Source organism: Desulfurispirillum indicum S5, from assembly GCF_000177635.2.
Lineage (GTDB): Bacteria > Chrysiogenota > Chrysiogenetes > Chrysiogenales > Chrysiogenaceae > Desulfurispirillum > Desulfurispirillum indicum.
On the sequence record NC_014836.1, the window covers coordinates 1,654,511 to 1,672,614 of the forward strand.

19 protein-coding genes and 1 riboswitch are annotated in these 18,104 nt (G+C 56.8%); of the genes, 5 read left to right on the forward strand and 14 right to left on the reverse strand.

Annotated features, from left to right (window positions below; translation table 11 throughout):
* Window positions 1–46 precede the first annotated feature (46 nt).
* A riboswitch (TPP riboswitch) is annotated at window positions 47–141 on the forward strand.
* A 62-nt stretch (window positions 142–203) separates the two neighbouring features.
* The 5 genes from thiC (at window position 204) to SELIN_RS13980 (ending at window position 4,688) form a co-directional block, all read left to right on the forward strand.
* On the forward strand, window positions 204–1,517 hold the full coding sequence (thiC, locus tag SELIN_RS07830) for a phosphomethylpyrimidine synthase ThiC (protein WP_049871114.1): 1,314 nt from the start codon (window positions 204–206) through the stop codon (window positions 1,515–1,517).
* Window positions 1,518–1,528: 11 nt separating this feature from the next.
* A complete protein-coding gene (gene thiS, locus SELIN_RS07835; protein ID WP_013506129.1) occupies window positions 1,529–1,726 on the forward strand; it encodes a sulfur carrier protein ThiS in 198 nt (65 codons plus the stop codon).
* Between the two features lie 480 nt (window positions 1,727–2,206).
* Window positions 2,207–2,983, forward strand: a complete 777-nt coding sequence (locus tag SELIN_RS07840; RefSeq protein WP_013506130.1) for a thiazole synthase — start codon at window positions 2,207–2,209, stop codon at window positions 2,981–2,983.
* 2 nt (window positions 2,984–2,985) lie between these two features.
* On the forward strand, window positions 2,986–4,092 hold the full coding sequence (gene thiH, locus SELIN_RS07845) for a 2-iminoacetate synthase ThiH (RefSeq protein ID WP_013506131.1): 1,107 nt from the start codon (window positions 2,986–2,988) through the stop codon (window positions 4,090–4,092).
* A 125-nt stretch (window positions 4,093–4,217) separates the two neighbouring features.
* Entirely contained in the window at window positions 4,218–4,688 is a 471-nt protein-coding gene (locus tag SELIN_RS13980; RefSeq protein WP_013506132.1) for a MarR family winged helix-turn-helix transcriptional regulator, read from the forward strand.
* A gap of 20 nt (window positions 4,689–4,708) precedes the next feature.
* Here the strand turns inward: SELIN_RS13980 and SELIN_RS07855 are convergent, their stop codons facing one another.
* The 14 genes from SELIN_RS07855 to SELIN_RS07920 form a co-directional block, all read right to left on the reverse strand.
* Window positions 4,709–5,260: an epoxyqueuosine reductase QueH gene (locus SELIN_RS07855; protein WP_013506133.1), complete on the reverse strand. Its 552-nt coding sequence runs from the start codon at window positions 5,258–5,260 to the stop codon at window positions 4,709–4,711.
* Window positions 5,253–6,512, reverse strand: a complete 1,260-nt coding sequence (locus SELIN_RS07860) for an alpha/beta hydrolase (RefSeq protein WP_013506134.1) — start codon at window positions 6,510–6,512, stop codon at window positions 5,253–5,255. Before SELIN_RS07860 ends, SELIN_RS07855 begins: the two co-directional genes overlap by 8 nt.
* A complete protein-coding gene (gene msrB, locus SELIN_RS07865) occupies window positions 6,509–6,907 on the reverse strand; it encodes a peptide-methionine (R)-S-oxide reductase MsrB (RefSeq protein ID WP_013506135.1) in 399 nt (132 codons plus the stop codon). Before msrB ends, SELIN_RS07860 begins: the two co-directional genes overlap by 4 nt.
* A gap of 57 nt (window positions 6,908–6,964) precedes the next feature.
* The gene (gene nspC, locus SELIN_RS07870; protein WP_013506136.1) at window positions 6,965–8,098 is read right to left on the reverse strand and encodes a carboxynorspermidine decarboxylase; all 1,134 of its coding nucleotides are present in this window, start codon (window positions 8,096–8,098) and stop codon (window positions 6,965–6,967) included.
* Entirely contained in the window at window positions 8,098–9,276 is a 1,179-nt protein-coding gene (locus SELIN_RS07875) for a saccharopine dehydrogenase family protein (protein WP_013506137.1), read from the reverse strand. Before SELIN_RS07875 ends, nspC begins: the two co-directional genes overlap by 1 nt.
* Window positions 9,273–9,773: a signal peptidase II gene (gene lspA, locus SELIN_RS07880; RefSeq protein ID WP_013506138.1), complete on the reverse strand. Its 501-nt coding sequence runs from the start codon at window positions 9,771–9,773 to the stop codon at window positions 9,273–9,275. The genes SELIN_RS07875 and lspA overlap by 4 nt, the downstream gene beginning before the upstream one ends.
* Window positions 9,770–12,547, reverse strand: a complete 2,778-nt coding sequence (ileS, locus tag SELIN_RS07885; RefSeq protein ID WP_013506139.1) for an isoleucine--tRNA ligase — start codon at window positions 12,545–12,547, stop codon at window positions 9,770–9,772. Before ileS ends, lspA begins: the two co-directional genes overlap by 4 nt.
* 81 nt (window positions 12,548–12,628) lie before the next feature.
* Entirely contained in the window at window positions 12,629–13,207 is a 579-nt protein-coding gene (locus SELIN_RS07890) for a DUF445 domain-containing protein (RefSeq protein WP_226509079.1), read from the reverse strand.
* A 148-nt stretch (window positions 13,208–13,355) separates the two neighbouring features.
* Window positions 13,356–13,943, reverse strand: a complete 588-nt coding sequence (gene pyrE / locus SELIN_RS07895) for an orotate phosphoribosyltransferase (RefSeq protein WP_013506141.1) — start codon at window positions 13,941–13,943, stop codon at window positions 13,356–13,358.
* Window positions 13,930–14,232, reverse strand: coding sequence for an FtsB family cell division protein (locus SELIN_RS07900; RefSeq protein WP_013506142.1), 303 nt, complete (start codon window positions 14,230–14,232; stop codon window positions 13,930–13,932). The genes pyrE and SELIN_RS07900 overlap by 14 nt, the downstream gene beginning before the upstream one ends.
* A gap of 4 nt (window positions 14,233–14,236) precedes the next feature.
* Window positions 14,237–15,622, reverse strand: coding sequence for a phosphohexomutase domain-containing protein (locus SELIN_RS07905; protein ID WP_013506143.1), 1,386 nt, complete (start codon window positions 15,620–15,622; stop codon window positions 14,237–14,239).
* Window positions 15,619–16,518 (reverse strand): dihydroorotate dehydrogenase, encoded by a 900-nt coding sequence (locus SELIN_RS07910; RefSeq protein WP_013506144.1) that lies wholly within the window; start codon window positions 16,516–16,518, stop codon window positions 15,619–15,621. The genes SELIN_RS07905 and SELIN_RS07910 overlap by 4 nt, the downstream gene beginning before the upstream one ends.
* Entirely contained in the window at window positions 16,515–17,264 is a 750-nt protein-coding gene (locus SELIN_RS07915) for a pseudouridine synthase (protein WP_041726759.1), read from the reverse strand. The genes SELIN_RS07910 and SELIN_RS07915 overlap by 4 nt, the downstream gene beginning before the upstream one ends.
* 49 nt (window positions 17,265–17,313) lie before the next feature.
* Window positions 17,314–18,063, reverse strand: coding sequence for an energy transducer TonB (locus SELIN_RS07920; RefSeq protein WP_013506146.1), 750 nt, complete (start codon window positions 18,061–18,063; stop codon window positions 17,314–17,316).
* Window positions 18,064–18,104: the final 41 nt, after the last annotated feature.

An 18,104-nucleotide genomic window follows, 5' to 3' on the forward strand; every position in this document is an offset into this window, starting at 1 on the left:
AAATTTCCCCTTGAAATTATCGGAATTACTGCCATACTTGCAATACATTTTCCGTTGGGGGCGCTTCCGTAAGGAGGCTGAGAAGAACCCCATGAACCTGATCCAGGTAATGCTGGCGAAGGGAAACGGGTGCCGTGTTCACGACATACAACCGTTTCCCCTTCGTCGGGAAACGGTTTTTTATTTTCCACAAAGGAGCAAGCATGAATGTAACCCAGATGCACCGGGCCCGCAAAGGCGAAATCACCGAGGCCATGCAGACGGTAGCGGCCAGCGAACAGCTCGAACCGGAGTTCGTGCGCAGCGAAGTGGCCCGTGGCCGCATGGTCATCACCGCCAACATTAACCACAAGAACCTTGTCCCCATGGGCATCGGCATCAACGCCCGCTGTAAGGTCAACGCCAACATCGGCAACAGCAAGCTCTCCAGCGGCTGCCGTGAAGAGCTGGAAAAGCTGCACATGGCCATCAGGTATGGCGCCGACACGGTCATGGACCTTTCCACAGGCGAGGATATCAACCGCATCCGTACCGCCATCATTGAAAACTCTCCCGTGCCCATCGGCACCGTACCCATGTACCAGGCGGTGGAGGAAGTGGAGGATCCCCTTGATCTGAGTGCCCGCAAAATCCTCGATGTCATAGAAGAGCAGGCCCGCCAGGGCGTGGACTACATGACTGTGCACTGCGGCATTCTGCGCCGCCACATTCCCATGGCCATTGGCCGCACCACAGGCATTGTCAGCCGTGGTGGCAGCCTGATGGCTCAGTGGATGCAGAAGCACCAGAAGGAAAACCCCATCTTCGACCACTACGATGAGCTGCTGGAAATCTGCAAAGCCTACGACGTCACCCTCTCCCTGGGAGACAGCCTGCGCCCCGGCTGCCTGGCCGACGCCTCCGACGAAGCCCAGCTCAGCGAGCTGGAAGTCCTGGGTCAATTATGCAAACGAGCCTGGGAGCAGGATGTTCAGGTAATGATCGAAGGCCCCGGCCATGTACCCATCGACCAGATCGAGTTCAACGTGCGTAAGCAACAGGAGCTGTGCCACGAAGCCCCCTTCTATGTCCTCGGCCCCCTGGTCACTGACATAGCCCCCGGCTACGACCACATCACCGGCGCCATCGGTGGCGCCCTGGCAGCCTACTACGGCGTGTCCATGCTCTGCTACGTCACCCCCAAGGAACACCTGGGCCTGCCCAACGCTGAAGACGTGCGCAACGGCATCATCGCATTCAAGATTGCCGCTCACAGCGCCAACATCGCCCGCAAGTTTCCCGGCGTCCGCGATCGCGACGACGAGATGAGCCGCGCCCGCTTCGCCTTCGACTGGCAGAAGCAGTTCGCCCTCTCCCTCGACCCCGAACGCGCCCGTCAGTACCGCATGGAATCCATGCCCGAAGAACTCAGGAACGACTGCAGCACCGAACACTGCTCCATGTGCGGACCCAAGTTCTGCTCCATGAATATCAGCCACCAGATCATGAACGCCGACGCTGCCAATGCAGCCAAGTAAAGGAGGAAACCATGGCACAAGTCAACGGACGCACCGTACCCATCCCCGAAAGTATCTCCATTGAACAGCTGAAAGAACAGCTGGGCGTCAACGCCTGCCGCATGGCCGTGGAAGTCAACGGCGAGCTGATCGACCAGAACCGCTTCGGGGAAGCGATCATTAACGACCAGTGTACGGTGGAGATTATTACCCTGGCTGGAGGCGGTTGATACTGTTCCTTTTTGACCGGCCAAAAAGGAACCAAAAAGCCGCCCCCCGAACGCCCGTTTTTCCAGCTCGTTAGCTTGCCTGTCCTGGAGATCAGGCAGAAGCTGCATCCCTGCAGCTCTCCCGGACCACCTGCCTCCTGCAGGCGTCCCGTTCGGGTCTTGCCAACCAGGCTTCGCACTCACCGGACAGGCTCAGGGGGGGGGAGAGAGTGAGATGCTTTGCTCCCCGTGTGCTTGCTTCTGCCAGGCAGCACCGACTGGAACGCTGGCAGCCCGCAGGGTCGCCGCCACGAAGGCGGCGACCGCAAACACAGTCAGGGATGACGGTTGTTTGCGGCCCCAGTTCCAGACAAGCTGACGGCAGAAATCTGCAAGCACTGAGGGCCGCTTTTGCGCACCTTTTGGCGGGTCAAAAGGTGCAACTGACTCAATTAACCATTTAACCCGATCGCAGCATGGTGACTGCATAAGGAAACTCATATGTCAACAGACCAACTGATCATAGCCGACCGTTCATTCACTTCCCGCCTGCTCATGGGCACCGGGAAATTCGCCAACAATCAGCTTATGGCCGAGGCTATCCGCGCTTCCGAGACGGAAGTGGTGACGGTGGCCCTGCGCCGGGTTGATCTGGATGCGCCCCAGGACGATATGCTGGCGGCCATTGACACGGAGCGCATTCTGCTGCTGCCCAATACGGCGGGGGCACGGGATGCGGAGGAGGCGGTGCGTCTGGCCCGCTACGCCCGCATGGCGGGTTGCCCTTCCTGGGTGAAGCTGGAGGTGACGCCCGATCCGCGCTACCTGTTGCCTGACCCGCTGGAGACCTACAAGGCGGCCCAGATCCTCATCAAGGAGGGCTTTACGGTGCTGCCCTATATCAACGCCGATCCGGTGCTGTGCAAGCACCTGGAGGAGATCGGCTGCGCCACGGTCATGCCCCTGGGCAGCCCCATTGGCAGCAATAAGGGGATCAAGACCCGCGAAAACCTGCGTATAATCATAGAGCAATCCCATGTGCCGGTGGTGGTGGATGCGGGGCTGGGCGCTCCTTCCCACGCGGCTGAGGCCATGGAGATGGGGGCTGACGCGGTGCTGGTGAATACAGCCATTGCCATTGCCAGCGATCCAGCTGCCATGGCCCGCGCCTTTGCCAAGGCCGTTCAGGCGGGTCGTGAGGGGTATCTGGCGGGACTTGGCCCCCAATCCAGTTTGGCTTCAGCTTCCAGCCCCCTCAAGGGCCTGATGTGGGAGTGAATATGTACAGTCAGCACTTTGCCAGCATTGATCAGACGGAACTGCGGCGCATGGTGGAGGGGGTGGGTGAGCAGGATGTGCGCATCGCCCTGGAGAAGGAGCACCTTGGCATCAAGGATTTTGCCGCCCTTATCAGTTCTTCCGCCGACCCGTACCTGGAACAGATTGCCAACAAGGCCCGCCAGCTCACCATCCAGCGTTTCGGACGCACCATCCTGATGTATGCTCCGCTCTATGTCAGCAACTACTGCACCAATGGCTGTCTCTACTGTGGTTTCAACCACGACAACCAGGTTGATCGGTTGCTGCTGACACCAGAACAGGTCATGCAGGATGCCCATATCATCGCCAGCGAGGGTTTTCGCCATCTGCTGCTGGTCTCCGGTGAGGACCGACGCTATGCTGACACGCCCTACCTGTGCCAGATCGCTCGCCAGCTCAAGGGCCAGTTCAGTTCCATTGGCGTCGAAGTACAACCCCTGGAAGAGGCTGAATACGCGCAGCTCAATACCTGCGGAGTGGACAGCCTGACCATCTACCAGGAGACCTATGACCGCGAGCTCTATGCCCACGTACACCCCAAGGGGCGCAAGCACGACTTTAACTACCGCATAGACACCCCTGATCGGGGTGCGCGGGGTGGCATGCGCAAGGTGGGGCTTGGAGTTCTGCTGGGCCTGGGCAACTGGGCCATGGATGCCTGCAACCTGGCCCTGCACGTGCAATACATGATGAAGACCTACTGGCGTACCCAGGTTTCCGTCTCCTTTCCCCGCCTGCGCGTGGCAGCTGGTGGTTTCCAGCCATCTGACCCAGTCAGCGACAAGCACCTGTTCAAGCTGATCTGCGCCTTTCGCCTCTTCACCCAGGATGGGGTACTGGTGCTTTCGACCCGCGAGTCGGCGCAGTTTCGCGACCTGGTTTTCCCTTATGGGGTTACCCAGATGTCGGCGGGTTCCAAAACAAACCCGGGTGGCTATACAGATCATGACGCCTCTGAGGAACAGTTTCATGTGGAAGACCCCCGCTCAGCAGGGGAAGTAGCCAGGGCAATAAAAGAACATGGTTATGAAGCAGTATGGAAAGATTGGGACGTGCAGCTGGTGTAAGGAGCATCATGAGAAAAGTTTCACACGTAAAATATTCCATATAAAGGTGTTGACAGCTCAAGTATATTACCGTATCCTCCAGCTCAATTAAAACGTTGTTCTGATTAACGCAGCGGAGGTGCACTTTGGAACCTGATTTCCCCATGCAGTTTTACTGGGACCTGTGTGCAGCATTGCGTGAAATCAAACACGCTGATCTGGAATTCCTGAAGAAATACGATGTAGGACCAGCACAGTTCCGCATCATGCGCTATACCCACGGCAAGCGCGGCGGCGTTAACCTTAAGGATATAGCAACCCTGATGGAGGTTTCTCCCAGCAATGCCAGTCGCCTGGTGGATAAACTGGTTCAGAAAGGGTGGATAGACAGGTCCATATCTCCCATCAGCAAGCGGGAAATACTGCTTCAGTTAACACCTGATGGCAAGAAAATGCTGAAAAGGATTGCGCCGGAACAGCGAAAAAATATTGGAAAGCTTCTGAACGCCAAGCTTTCCCAACACGACCTCGAACAGCTTCACGAACTGCTTCAAAAACTCCTGGGCGGCCAGCAGAGCCAGGAAGAGTACGCCGAAGAGTGTGACAGGGCCATATAGCAGATGAACTGAAGGAGCGATCAGCAGCGTTCCATGGAATACAGGCATCCACAGTAGTGTTGACGGTAAAAACCCATTTCGCGTGATATCTGGAGGCTTCGCTGGAAGCCTCCTTTTTTTTTGAAGTTCGCCTGCAGAAATCTGACACCAGAGCGGGAAGCGGCATCTTCTCCCAGCGCATTGATGCGCTCAGCGTCTTTGTGGGGAGATATACTCAGCGTCGTGGTGAAGATGTCATAGCCATGGGCAGCGGCATACTGTGCGCTCTTTTCCAGGCGCATACCATAGCATATGGTACAGCGCAGACCTTTTTCCGGCTCCTGCTCGTACCCTCGAATTATTTCAAACCACGTTCTACTGTCATCATCGGCAATGACTATATCGACTTCCGGATTGCGGTGTGCCCAGCGAACAAGTTCGTTTCGACGCTGGATATACTCGTCCCGCGGGTGAATATTCGGGTTATAGAAGTAGAGAGTCACCTGATATTCTTGCACCAGCTGCTCTATAACCGGACCGGAGCAGGGCGCACAGCATGCGTGCAGCAGCATGCGCAGACGAGCATCACTCATGGATCACCATCTGCTCCAGCCACAGGTCAAGGATATCCATCATCTCCCCGAAGCGGGGATTGTAGGTCAGCCGACGCATATACCCGCCCTCCTGACTGAAAGGCACGAACACTTCGCCAGACCAGACCTGCAGCGCCCTGCGGCACTGTTCTTCCTCTTCGGCAGCGCGGTAGTGGAGGCAGTTCACGTAACGGCCATCAACACCATAGTGTCTGTCATCGGGTTGGTAGGGCAGGCTGACGTGGGAGAAGTGATAGATGTTCCGCTGCGGCAGGTAACTGTTCAGAATATGCGTTCTCTGCTGAGCGAGAAACTGATCGCCACTGGACTTCTGAAACAGCAGCAGACGACTCCCATCGTGGACGGCCTGCTCCTGAAAAAACCTGATCGCGGCAGGCGCGCTCACAGTGGCATCATCCATGGAGATGGCCAGGAAAACCGGCACATGACCCAAACTGCCGGAACTGCGCATGAGCCGGTCATTGTGCTGAATCAGTCGAAATACCTGCAATGCGCCATTCAGAGCAAAGGATTCATACTTTACCGCGTCAAGGTCTGCAGAAGTGCGCAGCCAGGGGCGAAACTGTACCGCCAGTGGCAGCAGATGAGAAAACGGACTGTCTATGGCTATGGCCGGTGCCAGCAGCACAATGCCCTGCAGGTCATGTCCGCCCTCCAGGGCCATGCGCACACTGAGGGTACCTCCGGTGGAAAAGCCCCCCATATACAGGGAGTGCACAGCGCGGGACAGATGGTGCAGGCCATACTCTACGGCTCTGACCCACTCATCGTGATGCACCGTGAGCAGATCACCCGGAATGGTTCCGTGGCCGGGCATAAGGAGAGTGCGCACCAGAAAACAGCGTTGTGAGAGGTGCTCGGTCAGCGCGCGCATGCTGTAAGGAGAATCCGTCAGTCCATGCACCAGCAGTATGCCCTGCCGGTGCATTCCGTCGTCATCCGCCTCCGGGCAGTGGGAAGCTGGCTGAAGTTCGTAGGGCGTATTGGCGTCAATGGAAAACTCCAGAATATCGGGAGCTATGTGTTCCTGCTGCTCGCGCACGGCACGCACCATCGCTTCTGTCAGCTGCAGGTATGCGGAGAACGGCGTCTCCAGAGCCACCGGGAATGTACGGTTCATGGAAGAAGGCTGAAGGCGCTGCTCATGGGAAACAGGTATCAGCAACAGCAGAAGCAGGCTGACGAGAATCACCGCCGCTGCTGCCAGCAGGAAAAGGCGACCAGGCTTCATGGGCCCGTGCCGAGAAAGTTGAGAGACAGGGAGTTGGTACAATACCGCTTGTGGGTGGGCGCAGGCCCGTCTTCAAAGACATGGCCCAGGTGGCAGCTGCACACTGCACAGACGATCTCGACTCTTTGCATACCGTGACTTGTGTCGGCATGATACGCCAGCGCACCATCAATGGCTTCCCAAAAGCTTGGCCAGCCGGAGCCGGAATCGTATTTCCAGATGGAGTGAAACAGGGGAGCGCCACAACAGGCACAGGTATAGGTACCCTCTTCGTGATGGAGAAGATAGCGACCGCTCCCCGGTCGTTCTGTGCCCCTGCAGCGGCAGATATGATACTGCTCGGCAGTCAGGCGCTCGCGCCACTGTGCTTCTGTGAGTTCTTTCCACCGGGTCATGGTATGCCCCTCCACGGGAAAATATCCATCATTGTATGCATACACAGCATCTGGCCGTCAGGACAGACGCATCCGATAGTCTTCGTAGCCGAATTTTCTGACGACATCAAGCCTGCCCGACTTCCTCCAGATGGCAATGGAGGGGAGGGGGACACCATTGAAGGTATTGTTCTTCACCATGGTATAGTGGGTCATATCCTCAAAGACAATGCGGTCTCCCGGCTGCAGGGGGCTGGCAAAGGAATAATCCCCGATCACATCGCCCGCCAGGCAGGTATTCCCGCCAAGGCGATAGGTGAAGGGCAACTCACCTGGCTCTGCAGCTCCACGAATAGCCGGCCGATAGGGCATTTCCAGCACATCGGGCATATGGGCAGCAGCCGAGGCGTCGAGAATGGCGATATCCATGCCATTGTGCAGAATATCCACCACGCTGGCCACCAGCGGGCCCGTCTGCCAGCCCACGGCTTCGCCGGGCTCCAGGTAGATCTCCAGGTTATAGCGGTGCCGGAACTGCTGAATAATGCGGATCAGGCGGTCCACATCGTAATCGGCCCGGGTGATATGGTGACCTCCACCGAAGTTCACCCATTTCAGCTGTGGGAAAAACTGGCTGAATTTGGCTTCGACCACTTCAAGGGTACGCTCCAGGGCATCGGAGTTCTGTTCGCAGTGGGTGTGAAAGTGAATCCCGTCAAGGCCGTCAAGGAGATCGGGACGGAACTGATCACGGGTAACCCCAAAGCGGGAAAAGGCCACGCAGGGGTTGTAGATAGGAGGCTCCACTTCGGAGTATTCGGGGTTCACCCGAATACCGCAGGAGACACCTTCTTTTTCCCGGATCACATGCTGCAGGCGCTCCCACTGACTGAAGGAGTTGAAGACGATATGATCACTGTACCCCAGGATCTCCCGCAGAGACTCCTCGGTAAAGGCCGGCGAAAAGGTGTGCACCTCGCGTCCCATCTCCTCACAGCCAAGGCGCGCCTCATGCAGTCCGCTGGCAGCGGTGCCGTGGAGTACCTCGCGGATCATGGGAAAAGTGCTCCACATGGCAAAGCCCTTCAGTGCCAGGAGAATCTTGGCCCCCGACTCGCGCTGAACCCGGTCCAGAATATTCAGGTTATGCTGCAGTTTCTCCTCTTCCAGCACGTAGCAGGGCGTGGGGACCTGGGCTATATCCAGCGACATCAGTACTCCTTGATGTGCCAGGGCAGGCCCTGCTGGTTGAGAAGCTCCATGAAGGGCTTGGCGTCAAATTCTTCCATGTTGAACACACCGGCACGGTGCCAGATCTTCTGCACCATGAGCATGGCACCGATGACCGCCGGGACACCGGTGGTATAGGAGATGGCCTGGGAGCCCACTTCGCGGTAGGCATCCTGATGGTCGCACACGTTGTAGATGCGCACGCGCTTCACCTTGCCGTCCTTGATGCCCTCGATGTTGCAGCCAATGTTGGTCTTGCCTTTGGTCAGGGGCCCCAGGTCGCCGGGATCGGGCAGCACGGCCTTGAGAAACTGCAGGGGAACAATCTGCTGTCCCTGAAATTCGATGGGCTCAATACTGGTCATCCCCACATTCTGCAGAACACGCAGGTGGGTGAGATACTGCTCACCGAAGCTCATGTAGAAGCGGATGCGTTTTAGTCCCTTGATGTTGCGGCACAGGGATTCCAGCTCTTCGTGGTAGAGCAGGTACATGCGCTTGGGGCCGACCTCTTCAAAGTCATATTCAAAGGATTCAGAGAGGGGCGGGGTGATCTTCCACTCGCCATCCTCCCAGTAGCGGCCATTGGCCGTAATCTCGCGGATATTGATTTCTGGATTGAAGTTGGTGGCAAAGGGCAGACCGTGGTCGCCACCGTTGCAGTCCAGGATGTCCACATAGTGGATTTCATCAAAGAGATACTGCTGGGCGTAGGCACAGAACACGTTGGTCACGCCGGGGTCAAAACCGGAACCCAGGAGCGCCATAATGCCTCGCTTCTCGTAGCGTTCCCGATAGGCCCACTGATACTTGTACTCAAAGACCGGGTTGTCCTTGGGTTCGTAGTTGGCGGTGTCCAGATAGTCCACACCCGTCTCCAGGCAGGCATCCATGATGGTCAGATCCTGATAGGGCAGGGCCACATTGAGCACCAGATCCGGCTGAACCTTGCGGATCAGGGCCACGAGCTCGGGAACATTGTCGGCATCCACTTGGGCGACTTCAAGTTTCTCCGTGCCAACGGCACGCTGTATTTCCTCACACTTGGAGAGGGTGCGACTGGCCAGTACCACCCGCGTGAATACCTGAGGATTCATGACACACTTGCGGGCAACCACATTTCCAACGCCACCGGCGCCAATAATCAAGACCGTGCTCATAGACTCTCCTTTGCTTTTGAGGATTTCCTTTGCTGCTCAGCGCGAAATTCCATGGTGAGGGCTACAGCATAACACGCTGCCCCGACCGTAATACATATGTCAGCCACGTTAAAGGCCGGCCAGTGATATGAACCAAGAAAAACGTCAAAAAAGTCGATGACATACCCCAGGCGTACGCGATCTATCATATTGCCAATGGCTCCGGCCGCGATGAGCAAGGCGCCCTGGCGATGAAACCAGGTACTGCCGTGGCGGTAGAGGTACACACAGACAGCCAGGGCCACACACCCTACCACCACAAAAAAACCAATGCGCAGGCTGGCGTCCAGACCACCAAGTAACCCGAAAGCCGCACCTGGGTTATATACCAGTGTCCACTGAAAAAAACCTGGTATTACCGGCACGCTCTGACCCAGGAAAAGCCATGTATCCATAAAAACCTTGCTCGCCTGATCCGCGACGACAAGCAGGGTAACCAGTACGGCGAACTTCCTCATCGATCGCGAATCACTGCGGCACAGCGCGGGCACAGACCAGTTTCCTGCTTCCCGGTATCCACATCACTGATCCAGCAGCGCTCACACTTGGCGCCAAGTGCCTTGGACACTTCCACCAGCAGGCCGTTCTCCAGTTCCTCCAGGCCGCTGAGTGGTTCCACACTGAGCTGACTGACAATGCAGGAGTCGCGCAGCTCTGCGTTTGTGAAGCTTTCCAGGAAAGCAACGGTCTCGCGGTCGTTGGAGTACACCCTGACCCTGGCATCCAGGGAGTGACCGATGACTTTCTCATTGCGGGCCAGCTCAAGGGCCTTACTCACATCGGAGCGCAACTTCATCAGTCGATCCCAGCGAGCCATGAGAGCTTCATTGAAAAACTCGCCACGGGGCTCAGGGAAGTCCAGCAGGTGCACGCTGGCCAGTTTTTCCGGCTCATTGAGGTGCTGATAGACCTCTTCCATGGTGAAGCTGAGCACGGGAGCCAGCAGGCGCATCATGCCCGAAAGGATGAGGTGCAGCGCCGACTGGGCACTGCGCCGCTTAAATCCATCGGCATCCTCTGCGTAGAGGCGATCCTTGATGATATCCAGATACTGGGCCGACATATCCACACTGCAGAAGTTGTTGCAGGCATGGTAGATCACGTGGAACTCATAGTTTTCGTAGGCATCCAGTACCCTCTTCTCGAAGGCGTGGTACCTGGCCAGGGCGTAACGGTCAAACTCCAGCATATCCCCGTAGAGAATCGCGTCGGTCAACGGATTAAAGTCATACAGGTTTCCCAGCATGTAGCGCGCCGTATTGCGGATGCGGCGGTAGGATTCAGCCAGGCGATTGATGATCTCATCGGAGATGCGCAGGTCATCACGGTAGTCCTCGGCAGCCACCCACAGGCGCAGGATATCGGCACCGTATTTCTTGATAATCGCATCAGGGGCCACCACGTTGCCCATGGATTTGCTCATCTTGCGCCCCTTGCCATCCAGCACAAAGCCGTGGGTCAGCACGGTCTTATAGGGAGCCTGACCACGGGTAGCCACGGCAGTCAGCAGGGAAGAGTGGAACCAGCCCCGGTGCTGGTCACTGCCCTCCAGGTACATATCAGCCGGCCAGGGCAGGCCGCGTTTGCGCAGCACTGCCGCATGGGTCACGCCGGAGTCGAACCAGACGTCCAGAATGTCCTTTTCCTTGTAAAACTCACCATGGCCGCAGTGGGTGCAGGTCGTCCCCGGCTGGAGAAAATCACTTACCGGCCGCTCATACCAGGCGTCCACGCCCTCGGACTCAATCAGGTTCGCGGCTTTCTCAAACACGGCGATATCCTGCAGGGGTTCTTCACACTGTGAGCAGTACAGAACCGTTATGGGCACTCCCCACAGGCGCTGACGGGAGACACACCAGTCGGGACGATTCTCTATCATGTTGTAAATGCGGTCACGTCCCCAGGCAGGCACCCAGGTGACCTCTTCCTTGATCTGCTGAAGGGACTTTTCGCGCAGGTCATTGTGTTCCATGGAGATAAACCACTGGGGCGTGGCGCGGTAGATAACCGGCTTCTTGCAGCGCCAGCAGTGGGGGTAGGAGTGTTCAATGCGACTGCCCGCCAGCAAGGAACCGCTCTGCTTCATGTGCTCGATAATGGCCGGGTTGGCCTTGTTGATATGCATGCCACCGAAGTGAGGCACCTCCGCACGGAAAACACCATGGTTATCCACGGGGTTATAGGGCTCAAGACCATATTTCAGGCCGACAATATAGTCCTCCATCCCGTGGCCTGGCGCAGTGTGCACCGCGCCGGTTCCGGCTTCGGTGGTCACGTGGTCACCCATGATCACCATGGAGTCGCGTTCGATAAAAGGATGACCACAGACGCTGTTTTCCAGCACAGCACCGGGGAAAGTGGCCAGAATGGAGAACTCATCAAAGCCAAAGATCTGCATCAGAGAACCCAGCAACTGACTGGCAACAATCAGGATGCCGCGGCTTGTCTCCACAGCGCTGTACTCCAGCTCAGGGTTCAGGCAGACAGCCAGGTTGGCGGGCAGGGTCCAGGGCGTGGTCGTCCAGATGACAATGGACACATCCGTCTTCCCCTGCAGTTCCGGTATAATGCCACCAAGGGCGGAGACAACGGGGAAGGCGACATAGACCGAATCTGAAGTGTGGTCATGGTACTCCACTTCGGCCTCAGCCAGGGCGGTAACACAGTCGCAGCACCAGTAAATGGGCTTCAGTCCGCGATAGAGGGAGCCCTTGGCCATAAAACTGCCCAGCTCGCGCACGATATCCGCCTCATAGGCGAAGTCCATGGTCAGATACGGCTCATCCCAGGCGCCGAAGACACCAAAGCGCTGGAATTCCTCGCGCTGGATCTCAATGTACCTGGCGGCGTGTTCACGGCACAGCTGACGTTTGTCAACGGCCGTGGTCGTATGCTTGTCCTTGCCCAGGGCCTTGTCAACACCCAATTCAATGGGTAGTCCATGGCAGTCCCAACCGGGCACATAGGGTGCCTGGAAACCCTGCATGGACTTCTGCTTGATGATAATGTCCTTGAGTATCTTGTTGAGTGCGTGACCTATGTGCAGATGCCCGTTCGCGTAGGGGGGGCCATCATGGAGTACGAAGAGGGACTTGCCCTGACGTGACTGCTGAATCGCGGAATAAATGTCCTCCTGTTTCCACTTTTCCAGAAACTGGGGTTCGCGCTGGGGCAGGTTGCCGCGCATGGGAAAGTCAGTGACAGGTAGATTCAGGGTATCTTTCAACTCCATAGGTATAGCTCCTTGTAAAATTCAGACGAACAGTCATCACGCAAAAGAGCGCACTGATACAGCAGGCCCACACGGAAAATCTTAAAGATAAATGATTATCACAGACTGAATCAAGCCAATAATAAAACCGAGCACGGCCCCCAGCAGCTCAATGTGACGCAGCTCTTTTTTTGCCAGGCGAAGGATCATCGCCTCGAACTCATCGAGGTCAAACTGATCCAGTTTCTCCTCGACGATTTTGCCGATGTCCACTTCCCGGTGAATCTTATCCACCATATCCTGTTTCAGTTTCATGGCCTGGGCGTAAAAGTCCTCTACCACCACGGGGCGGATCTTGGGTATCAGGCTGTCGATAACCGATGCCATCATGGGTATCTTCTCGGTTATCTTGTTGCGCAGTTTCTCGCGAATCAGCTCATCGACAGCGGCCTCAATCTGTGTGCGGATATCGAAACCGTGAAAGATGCGAGTGATCTCCTCTACGCTCAGGAGCTCGTCCTGCACGGTTCCGGCGATTTTGCGGGCGATCTCGCCGCGCCGCTTCGGAAGGATACCCTGAAAATTCAGGCCCAGAAAATACACCGGACGGTGAGGGCGAAAGAGCATTCTGATCGCCAGCATATTGGTACCCCAGCCAATGAATAGGCCTATAAACGGCATAAGAATGATCTTTATATCCACAAGAGGTCCTCACGGTATGGAATGGGCGCCAAGGATAACAAAAAAATCGTTTTCTGTCACGGGACAGAAAACGATCAGTATATCTCCAGAAAACGGGATCACCATCAAAGGTACCCCTGCTGCCCGGTCAGACCTGTTTAATCAGGTCACGGCTGCCAGGCTTCACCAGGTCGATCTTTCCTTCACGGCACATGGGGCATTCCTCGGGGGCATAGGCGGGAACACTCATGACCAGCAGACTGGTATAGGGCACGCCCAGCTGCGCCGTGCCGTTGCTGCGGTCAACCAGCGACGCAGCCCGCACCACTTCGGCCCCATGGGCCTGAGCCAGCTTGATGACTTCCTTGACACTGCCGCCAGTCGTAATGACATCTTCCACGATCAGGACGCGCTCGCCGGGCTGCAGCACAAAACCGCGACGCAGGGTAAACTTGCCGTGCTCGCGCTCAGCATAGATCGACCGCGCTCCCAGGGCCCGAGCCACTTCATGTCCGGCACGAATACCTCCCAGTGCCGGAGCCAGCACCACATCGATCGCGTCTTCTATCTTGGATGCCAGTTCAGAGCACAGCAGCTCGCCCTTTTTCGGATACTGCATCACCCGCGCGCACTGCAGATAGCTGTCGGAGTGCTTGCCACTGGTGAGCAGAAAGTGTCCTTTCAAGAGGGCTCCGGTCTCCCTGAAAACATCCAAAACCTGTTCATTGCTCATCATAACTCATCTCTCCATCCAGTAATTTTATCACCCGCTCACCTGGCATCATCATACCCAGCTCACGGCGGGCAAGACGAATGAGGTGCTCTTTGTCATCGGTCAGGCGGCTGATCTGATCTTCCACCAGGCTGATCTCATAGGCCAGGTCGCGCAGGCGCGTATCCAGCTCTGTTTTATTCTTCACAATCTCTTGGTAACGCAGGAACCCCATGTCACTGAAGAGAAATGACAGAAAGAAACCGATGGCAAAACACAGGAGGGTTACGGGTACAAACAGGTTTTTTCCCATGTTTCTACTGGCCAAGTAAATAGTTTTTTCCAGCTTCCAACAGCTGTTCTACTTCGACGGCATCACCAGATTCCGCGTAAACCCTTGCCACAGGCTCGGTTCCAGACAGTCGAACCAGAATCCAACGGTCGTCTCCAAAAAGGAATTTTATTCCATCAGCCCGATTCACTTCCTGCACAGAAAATGAACCAACACGCTCAGTGTCATGGCTGAGGCGAGCTTTCAGCTGCGCCATATCAACACCTTCCAGAGCCACATTGATGCGCTTGCAGGTAAGTGAACCCACGGTTTCGTGTATATCCGCCAGAACGCGAAAAAAATCCTTTTCGTAAAAGGCCAGCGCCTCAGCCACGAGCAGCACGGCAATAATCCCATCCTTTTCCGGAACATGGCCAAAGACGGAGAGCCCCGCGCTCTCCTCGGCACCGAGGGCGATCTTGTCCTGGGTAATCAGTTCCCCCAGCCACTTGAAACCAACCGGAGTTTCGAAATACTCCCGTCCGTTATGAGCCGCGACCCGATCCAGCATATGGGTGGTGGCCACGCTGCGACCCGTGCCACCGGGGAACTGCTTTTCCCGGATCAGGTACCACGCCAGAACGGTGGCAACATCATTGGGGTTAAGCACGGTGCCATCATTGGTCAGGATGCCGAAACGGTCGCCATCGCCATCGCACATCAGGCCAAGGGTGTGTTCCGGCTGGATAAAATCGATGAAATCCTGAATATACTCCGGTGCCGGCTCAGGCGGATAGCCACCAAAAGCAGCATCCCGATAGTCGTTAATAATGTCGTAGTCCACCCCATTGCGCTCCAGCAGGGCATCCAGAACCCCCCCCGCCGTTCCGTAGAGCGGATTGACCGCGTACTTGTGGTTGCGCAGCAGGCTGAAGTCTATGATGCGCTCGATAGAGTCGAAGTAGGCCTCCAAGGGGTCCATGGTACGATAGTCTTCACTGAACCGGGGCTTCCAGCCAGAGTTCAGCAGCTGATTGGCCAGGTCGGCTATTTCTCTGGTGACATGGGGCAGCGCCGGACCTCCGGTGGACATGCTGAATTTAATCCCGCCATAATCACTGGGGTTGTGGCTGGCCGTAAAATTGATGGCGCCAGCCAGTTCGTTATGAATAACCGCATGGGCCAGTACCGGGGTGGGAACATCACGCTCGACCAGGTACGCCGTCACGCCTTCAGCGGCGAGGATGCGGGCCGTATCCCGGGCGAATTTGTCGCCCAGAAAGCGGGGGTCGCGCCCGATGATGACACCATTGGCGCCCCTGGGGTCTTTCTTCACCACCTCCGCGATAGCCTTCACCACACAGGATACACCTTCAAAGGTAAAGTCATAGGCCAGATGTCCCCTCCAGCCACTGGTGCCAAATGCGATCATACCACCATCCCTCCGATGTACGAGTCAAGGTCAATGGAGTTTTCGGAAAAGTACCGCTCAAGATCTTCGAGAATTTTCAGGGAAGCACAGGGATCGGTGAAGTTCACCGTTCCGACCTGTACCGCGCTGGCTCCGGCCAGGAAATACTCCAGCGCGTCCCGGTAGTTCATGATGCCGCCCATGCCAATCACCGGAACATCGGTAACACCGCAGACCTGATAGACCATGCGCACTCCCACCGGCTTGATGGCGGGGCCACTGAGCCCGCCAGTCAGATTGCCGATGCGCGGCTTGCGAGTCTCCACGTCAATGGCCATGCCGATCAGGGTATTGATGAGGCTCAGGGAGTCGGCTCCGGCCGCCACAGCGGTCTCGGCAAAAGGGCGGATATCGGCCACATTCGGACTGAGCTTCACGATCAGGGGTTTTTCGGTGGCGGCACGCACGGCCTGCACCACCGCTGCCGTCATGCTCACGTCGGAGCCAAAGGCAATGCCACCGCTTTTGACATTGGGGCAGGAGATATTCATCTCCAGTGCCTGGATACCTTCTACAGAGAGGGCTTTGGCACATTCCACGTATTCTTCCACGGTATTCCCATAGAAATTGGCGATCACGCTGGCACCGATTTCGCGCAGACGGGGCAGCTTCTCTTCCACAAAGCTGCGCACGCCGATATTCTGCAGCCCGATGGCATTGAGCATGCCGCCATAGGTCTCCGCGATACGCGGCATTCTATTCCCCTGGCTGCCCGCGAGGCTCAGGCCCTTGACGCTGATACCGCCCAGGCGCGCCACGGGGAAATACTCATTGAACTCAAGGCCATAACCAAAGGTTCCGCTGGCCACCATGACACGATTGGGAAAAGTCGCGTTGCCGATCTTCAGTGGTTTCATTTTCGCTTCCTGGTAAGTTTTTCTCGTTTCAGCTTCTCGAAGTACTCAATCTCCCAGGCTTCAGCCCTGCGATACTTGCCGACGCCGACTCCCCCCAGCAGAATTTCACCCAGACTGACCCGCTTGAGCTTGCGCACATCATACTTCAGGGCTTCAAACATCTTGCGGATTTGCCGGTTACGACCTTCGGTGATGGTCACTTCGTACCAGAGGTTGGGCGTGGCCGTCTGCTTGCCGGTGTTCACGCGACGTACCCGGGCGGGTTTGGTCTTGCCATCTTCAAGGAGAATGCCCTTCTCAAAAACCTGCATATGCTCAGCCGTCATGGGCTTGTCAAGGCGCACCAGATAGGTTTTCGCGACGTGAAAGGCGGGGTGCGTCAGCACATAGGCCAGGTCGCCGTCATTGGTGAGCAGCAGCAGTCCCGAGGTATCCCAGTCAAGGCGCCCCACCGGAATCAGTGGCTCCCGGATATTGGGAAGCAGATCCATGACCACAGGACGTTCCTTGTCATCAGAGCGGGAAGTGATATAGCCCGTCGGCTTATGGAGAATGATATAGGCGTGGTTGTGGAATATCTGAATCCGTTTGCCGTCAACGGCCACAAAGTCTTCATCGGGATCGGCCTGGGTTCCAAGTTCTGTCACCACCTTGCCGTTGACCATGACCCGACCCTGCCGTATGTACTCTTCCGCTTTACGGCGTGAAGCGACACCGGCCTGGGCCAGAATTTTCTGTAAACGCATATGCATGTATACTTCCTGTCTGTAGTCTCTTACCAGTGCCGCACACGTATCAAGGCGACTGTGATGAAAATTCTATCATAAGCGTCCCCCGTTGCACATGACTAACTGGCAGCCACTCAAAACGGATACGCTGCGCGTAGCCCATGCCCTGGCGATCCAGCTCCTCGTTACCGGTACGGCGCAATACATTCACCTGGGATACGGTACCCGAGGGCTCCACAAAGAGCATCATCTCCATGGTTACGGCATAGGCGACACTGATGCGGGGAAAGGCCGGCATAAAAGTAATCTTGCGTTGGGAAAGGTCACCAGTAATCTGAACGCGCTCGTCCAGCTGTTCGCCACTGACCTCTGGCACCACGCGCTGGACCTGGGCCTCGCGGCGCTGGGCGAAAAGTTCCTGGATATGCTCATCCACATAGCCAAGCTCCGCTGGCGGGGTGGGGCGAGACATGCGTCGATTGCGTTCCAGGGAGGAGTCGCGCATCTCCCGCTGCCCGAAGACACCCGATGCCAGCGGTATCGAAAATTCGCGCACCTGCCCATCGGGTTGCTCCGTTCGGGGGAGAGCCACCGTGCGCCCGGAAATCTGATCGATATTTTCGCCAGCCAGCTCAAGGCGACGCGGAAGTTCCCGCGCGACGGGAACCGGCGCAACGGGCTGACGCATGCGTCGCTCGAATTCCACCGCCACCAGTTGGGGCACGTCTAATTCCTGGGGCTGATAACGGGGAAAGAGCGCGAAGAATATCCCGTGAATCAGCAGCGAAAGGCAGACCAGCAAAGGCAGTCGTAACATATATCATCCATCAGGACAGAGTGCGCGGTCGAAGACGCTTG

Excerpts from the sequence above, each read along its gene's own strand:
- SELIN_RS07875 (WP_013506137.1), bottom strand. The coding sequence starts at position 9,276 with ATGAGCACGGTCTTGATTATTGGCGCCGGTGGCGTTGGAAATGTGGTT.
- lspA (WP_013506138.1), bottom strand. The coding sequence starts at position 9,773 with ATGAGGAAGTTCGCCGTACTGGTTACCCTGCTTGTCGTCGCGGATCAG.
- nspC (WP_013506136.1), bottom strand. The coding sequence starts at position 8,098 with ATGTCGCTGGATATAGCCCAGGTCCCCACGCCCTGCTACGTGCTGGAA.
- SELIN_RS07915 (WP_041726759.1), bottom strand. The coding sequence starts at position 17,264 with ATGCGTTTACAGAAAATTCTGGCCCAGGCCGGTGTCGCTTCACGCCGT.
- SELIN_RS07910 (WP_013506144.1), bottom strand. The coding sequence starts at position 16,518 with ATGAAACCACTGAAGATCGGCAACGCGACTTTTCCCAATCGTGTCATG.
- SELIN_RS07900 (WP_013506142.1), bottom strand. The coding sequence starts at position 14,232 with ATGGGAAAAAACCTGTTTGTACCCGTAACCCTCCTGTGTTTTGCCATC.
- SELIN_RS07860 (WP_013506134.1), bottom strand. The coding sequence starts at position 6,512 with ATGAAGCCTGGTCGCCTTTTCCTGCTGGCAGCAGCGGCGGTGATTCTC.
- thiH (WP_013506131.1), top strand. The coding sequence starts at position 2,986 with ATGTACAGTCAGCACTTTGCCAGCATTGATCAGACGGAACTGCGGCGC.
- SELIN_RS07905 (WP_013506143.1), bottom strand. The coding sequence starts at position 15,622 with ATGATCGCATTTGGCACCAGTGGCTGGAGGGGACATCTGGCCTATGAC.
- SELIN_RS07890 (WP_226509079.1), bottom strand. The coding sequence starts at position 13,207 with ATGCCGTTTATAGGCCTATTCATTGGCTGGGGTACCAATATGCTGGCG.
- SELIN_RS07840 (WP_013506130.1), top strand. The coding sequence starts at position 2,207 with ATGTCAACAGACCAACTGATCATAGCCGACCGTTCATTCACTTCCCGC.
- thiS (WP_013506129.1), top strand. The coding sequence starts at position 1,529 with ATGGCACAAGTCAACGGACGCACCGTACCCATCCCCGAAAGTATCTCC.
- pyrE (WP_013506141.1), bottom strand. The coding sequence starts at position 13,943 with ATGATGAGCAATGAACAGGTTTTGGATGTTTTCAGGGAGACCGGAGCC.
- ileS (WP_013506139.1), bottom strand. The coding sequence starts at position 12,547 with ATGGAGTTGAAAGATACCCTGAATCTACCTGTCACTGACTTTCCCATG.
- SELIN_RS07855 (WP_013506133.1), bottom strand. The coding sequence starts at position 5,260 with ATGAGTGATGCTCGTCTGCGCATGCTGCTGCACGCATGCTGTGCGCCC.
- thiC (WP_049871114.1), top strand. The coding sequence starts at position 204 with ATGAATGTAACCCAGATGCACCGGGCCCGCAAAGGCGAAATCACCGAG.
- SELIN_RS07920 (WP_013506146.1), bottom strand. The coding sequence starts at position 18,063 with ATGTTACGACTGCCTTTGCTGGTCTGCCTTTCGCTGCTGATTCACGGG.
- msrB (WP_013506135.1), bottom strand. The coding sequence starts at position 6,907 with ATGACCCGGTGGAAAGAACTCACAGAAGCACAGTGGCGCGAGCGCCTG.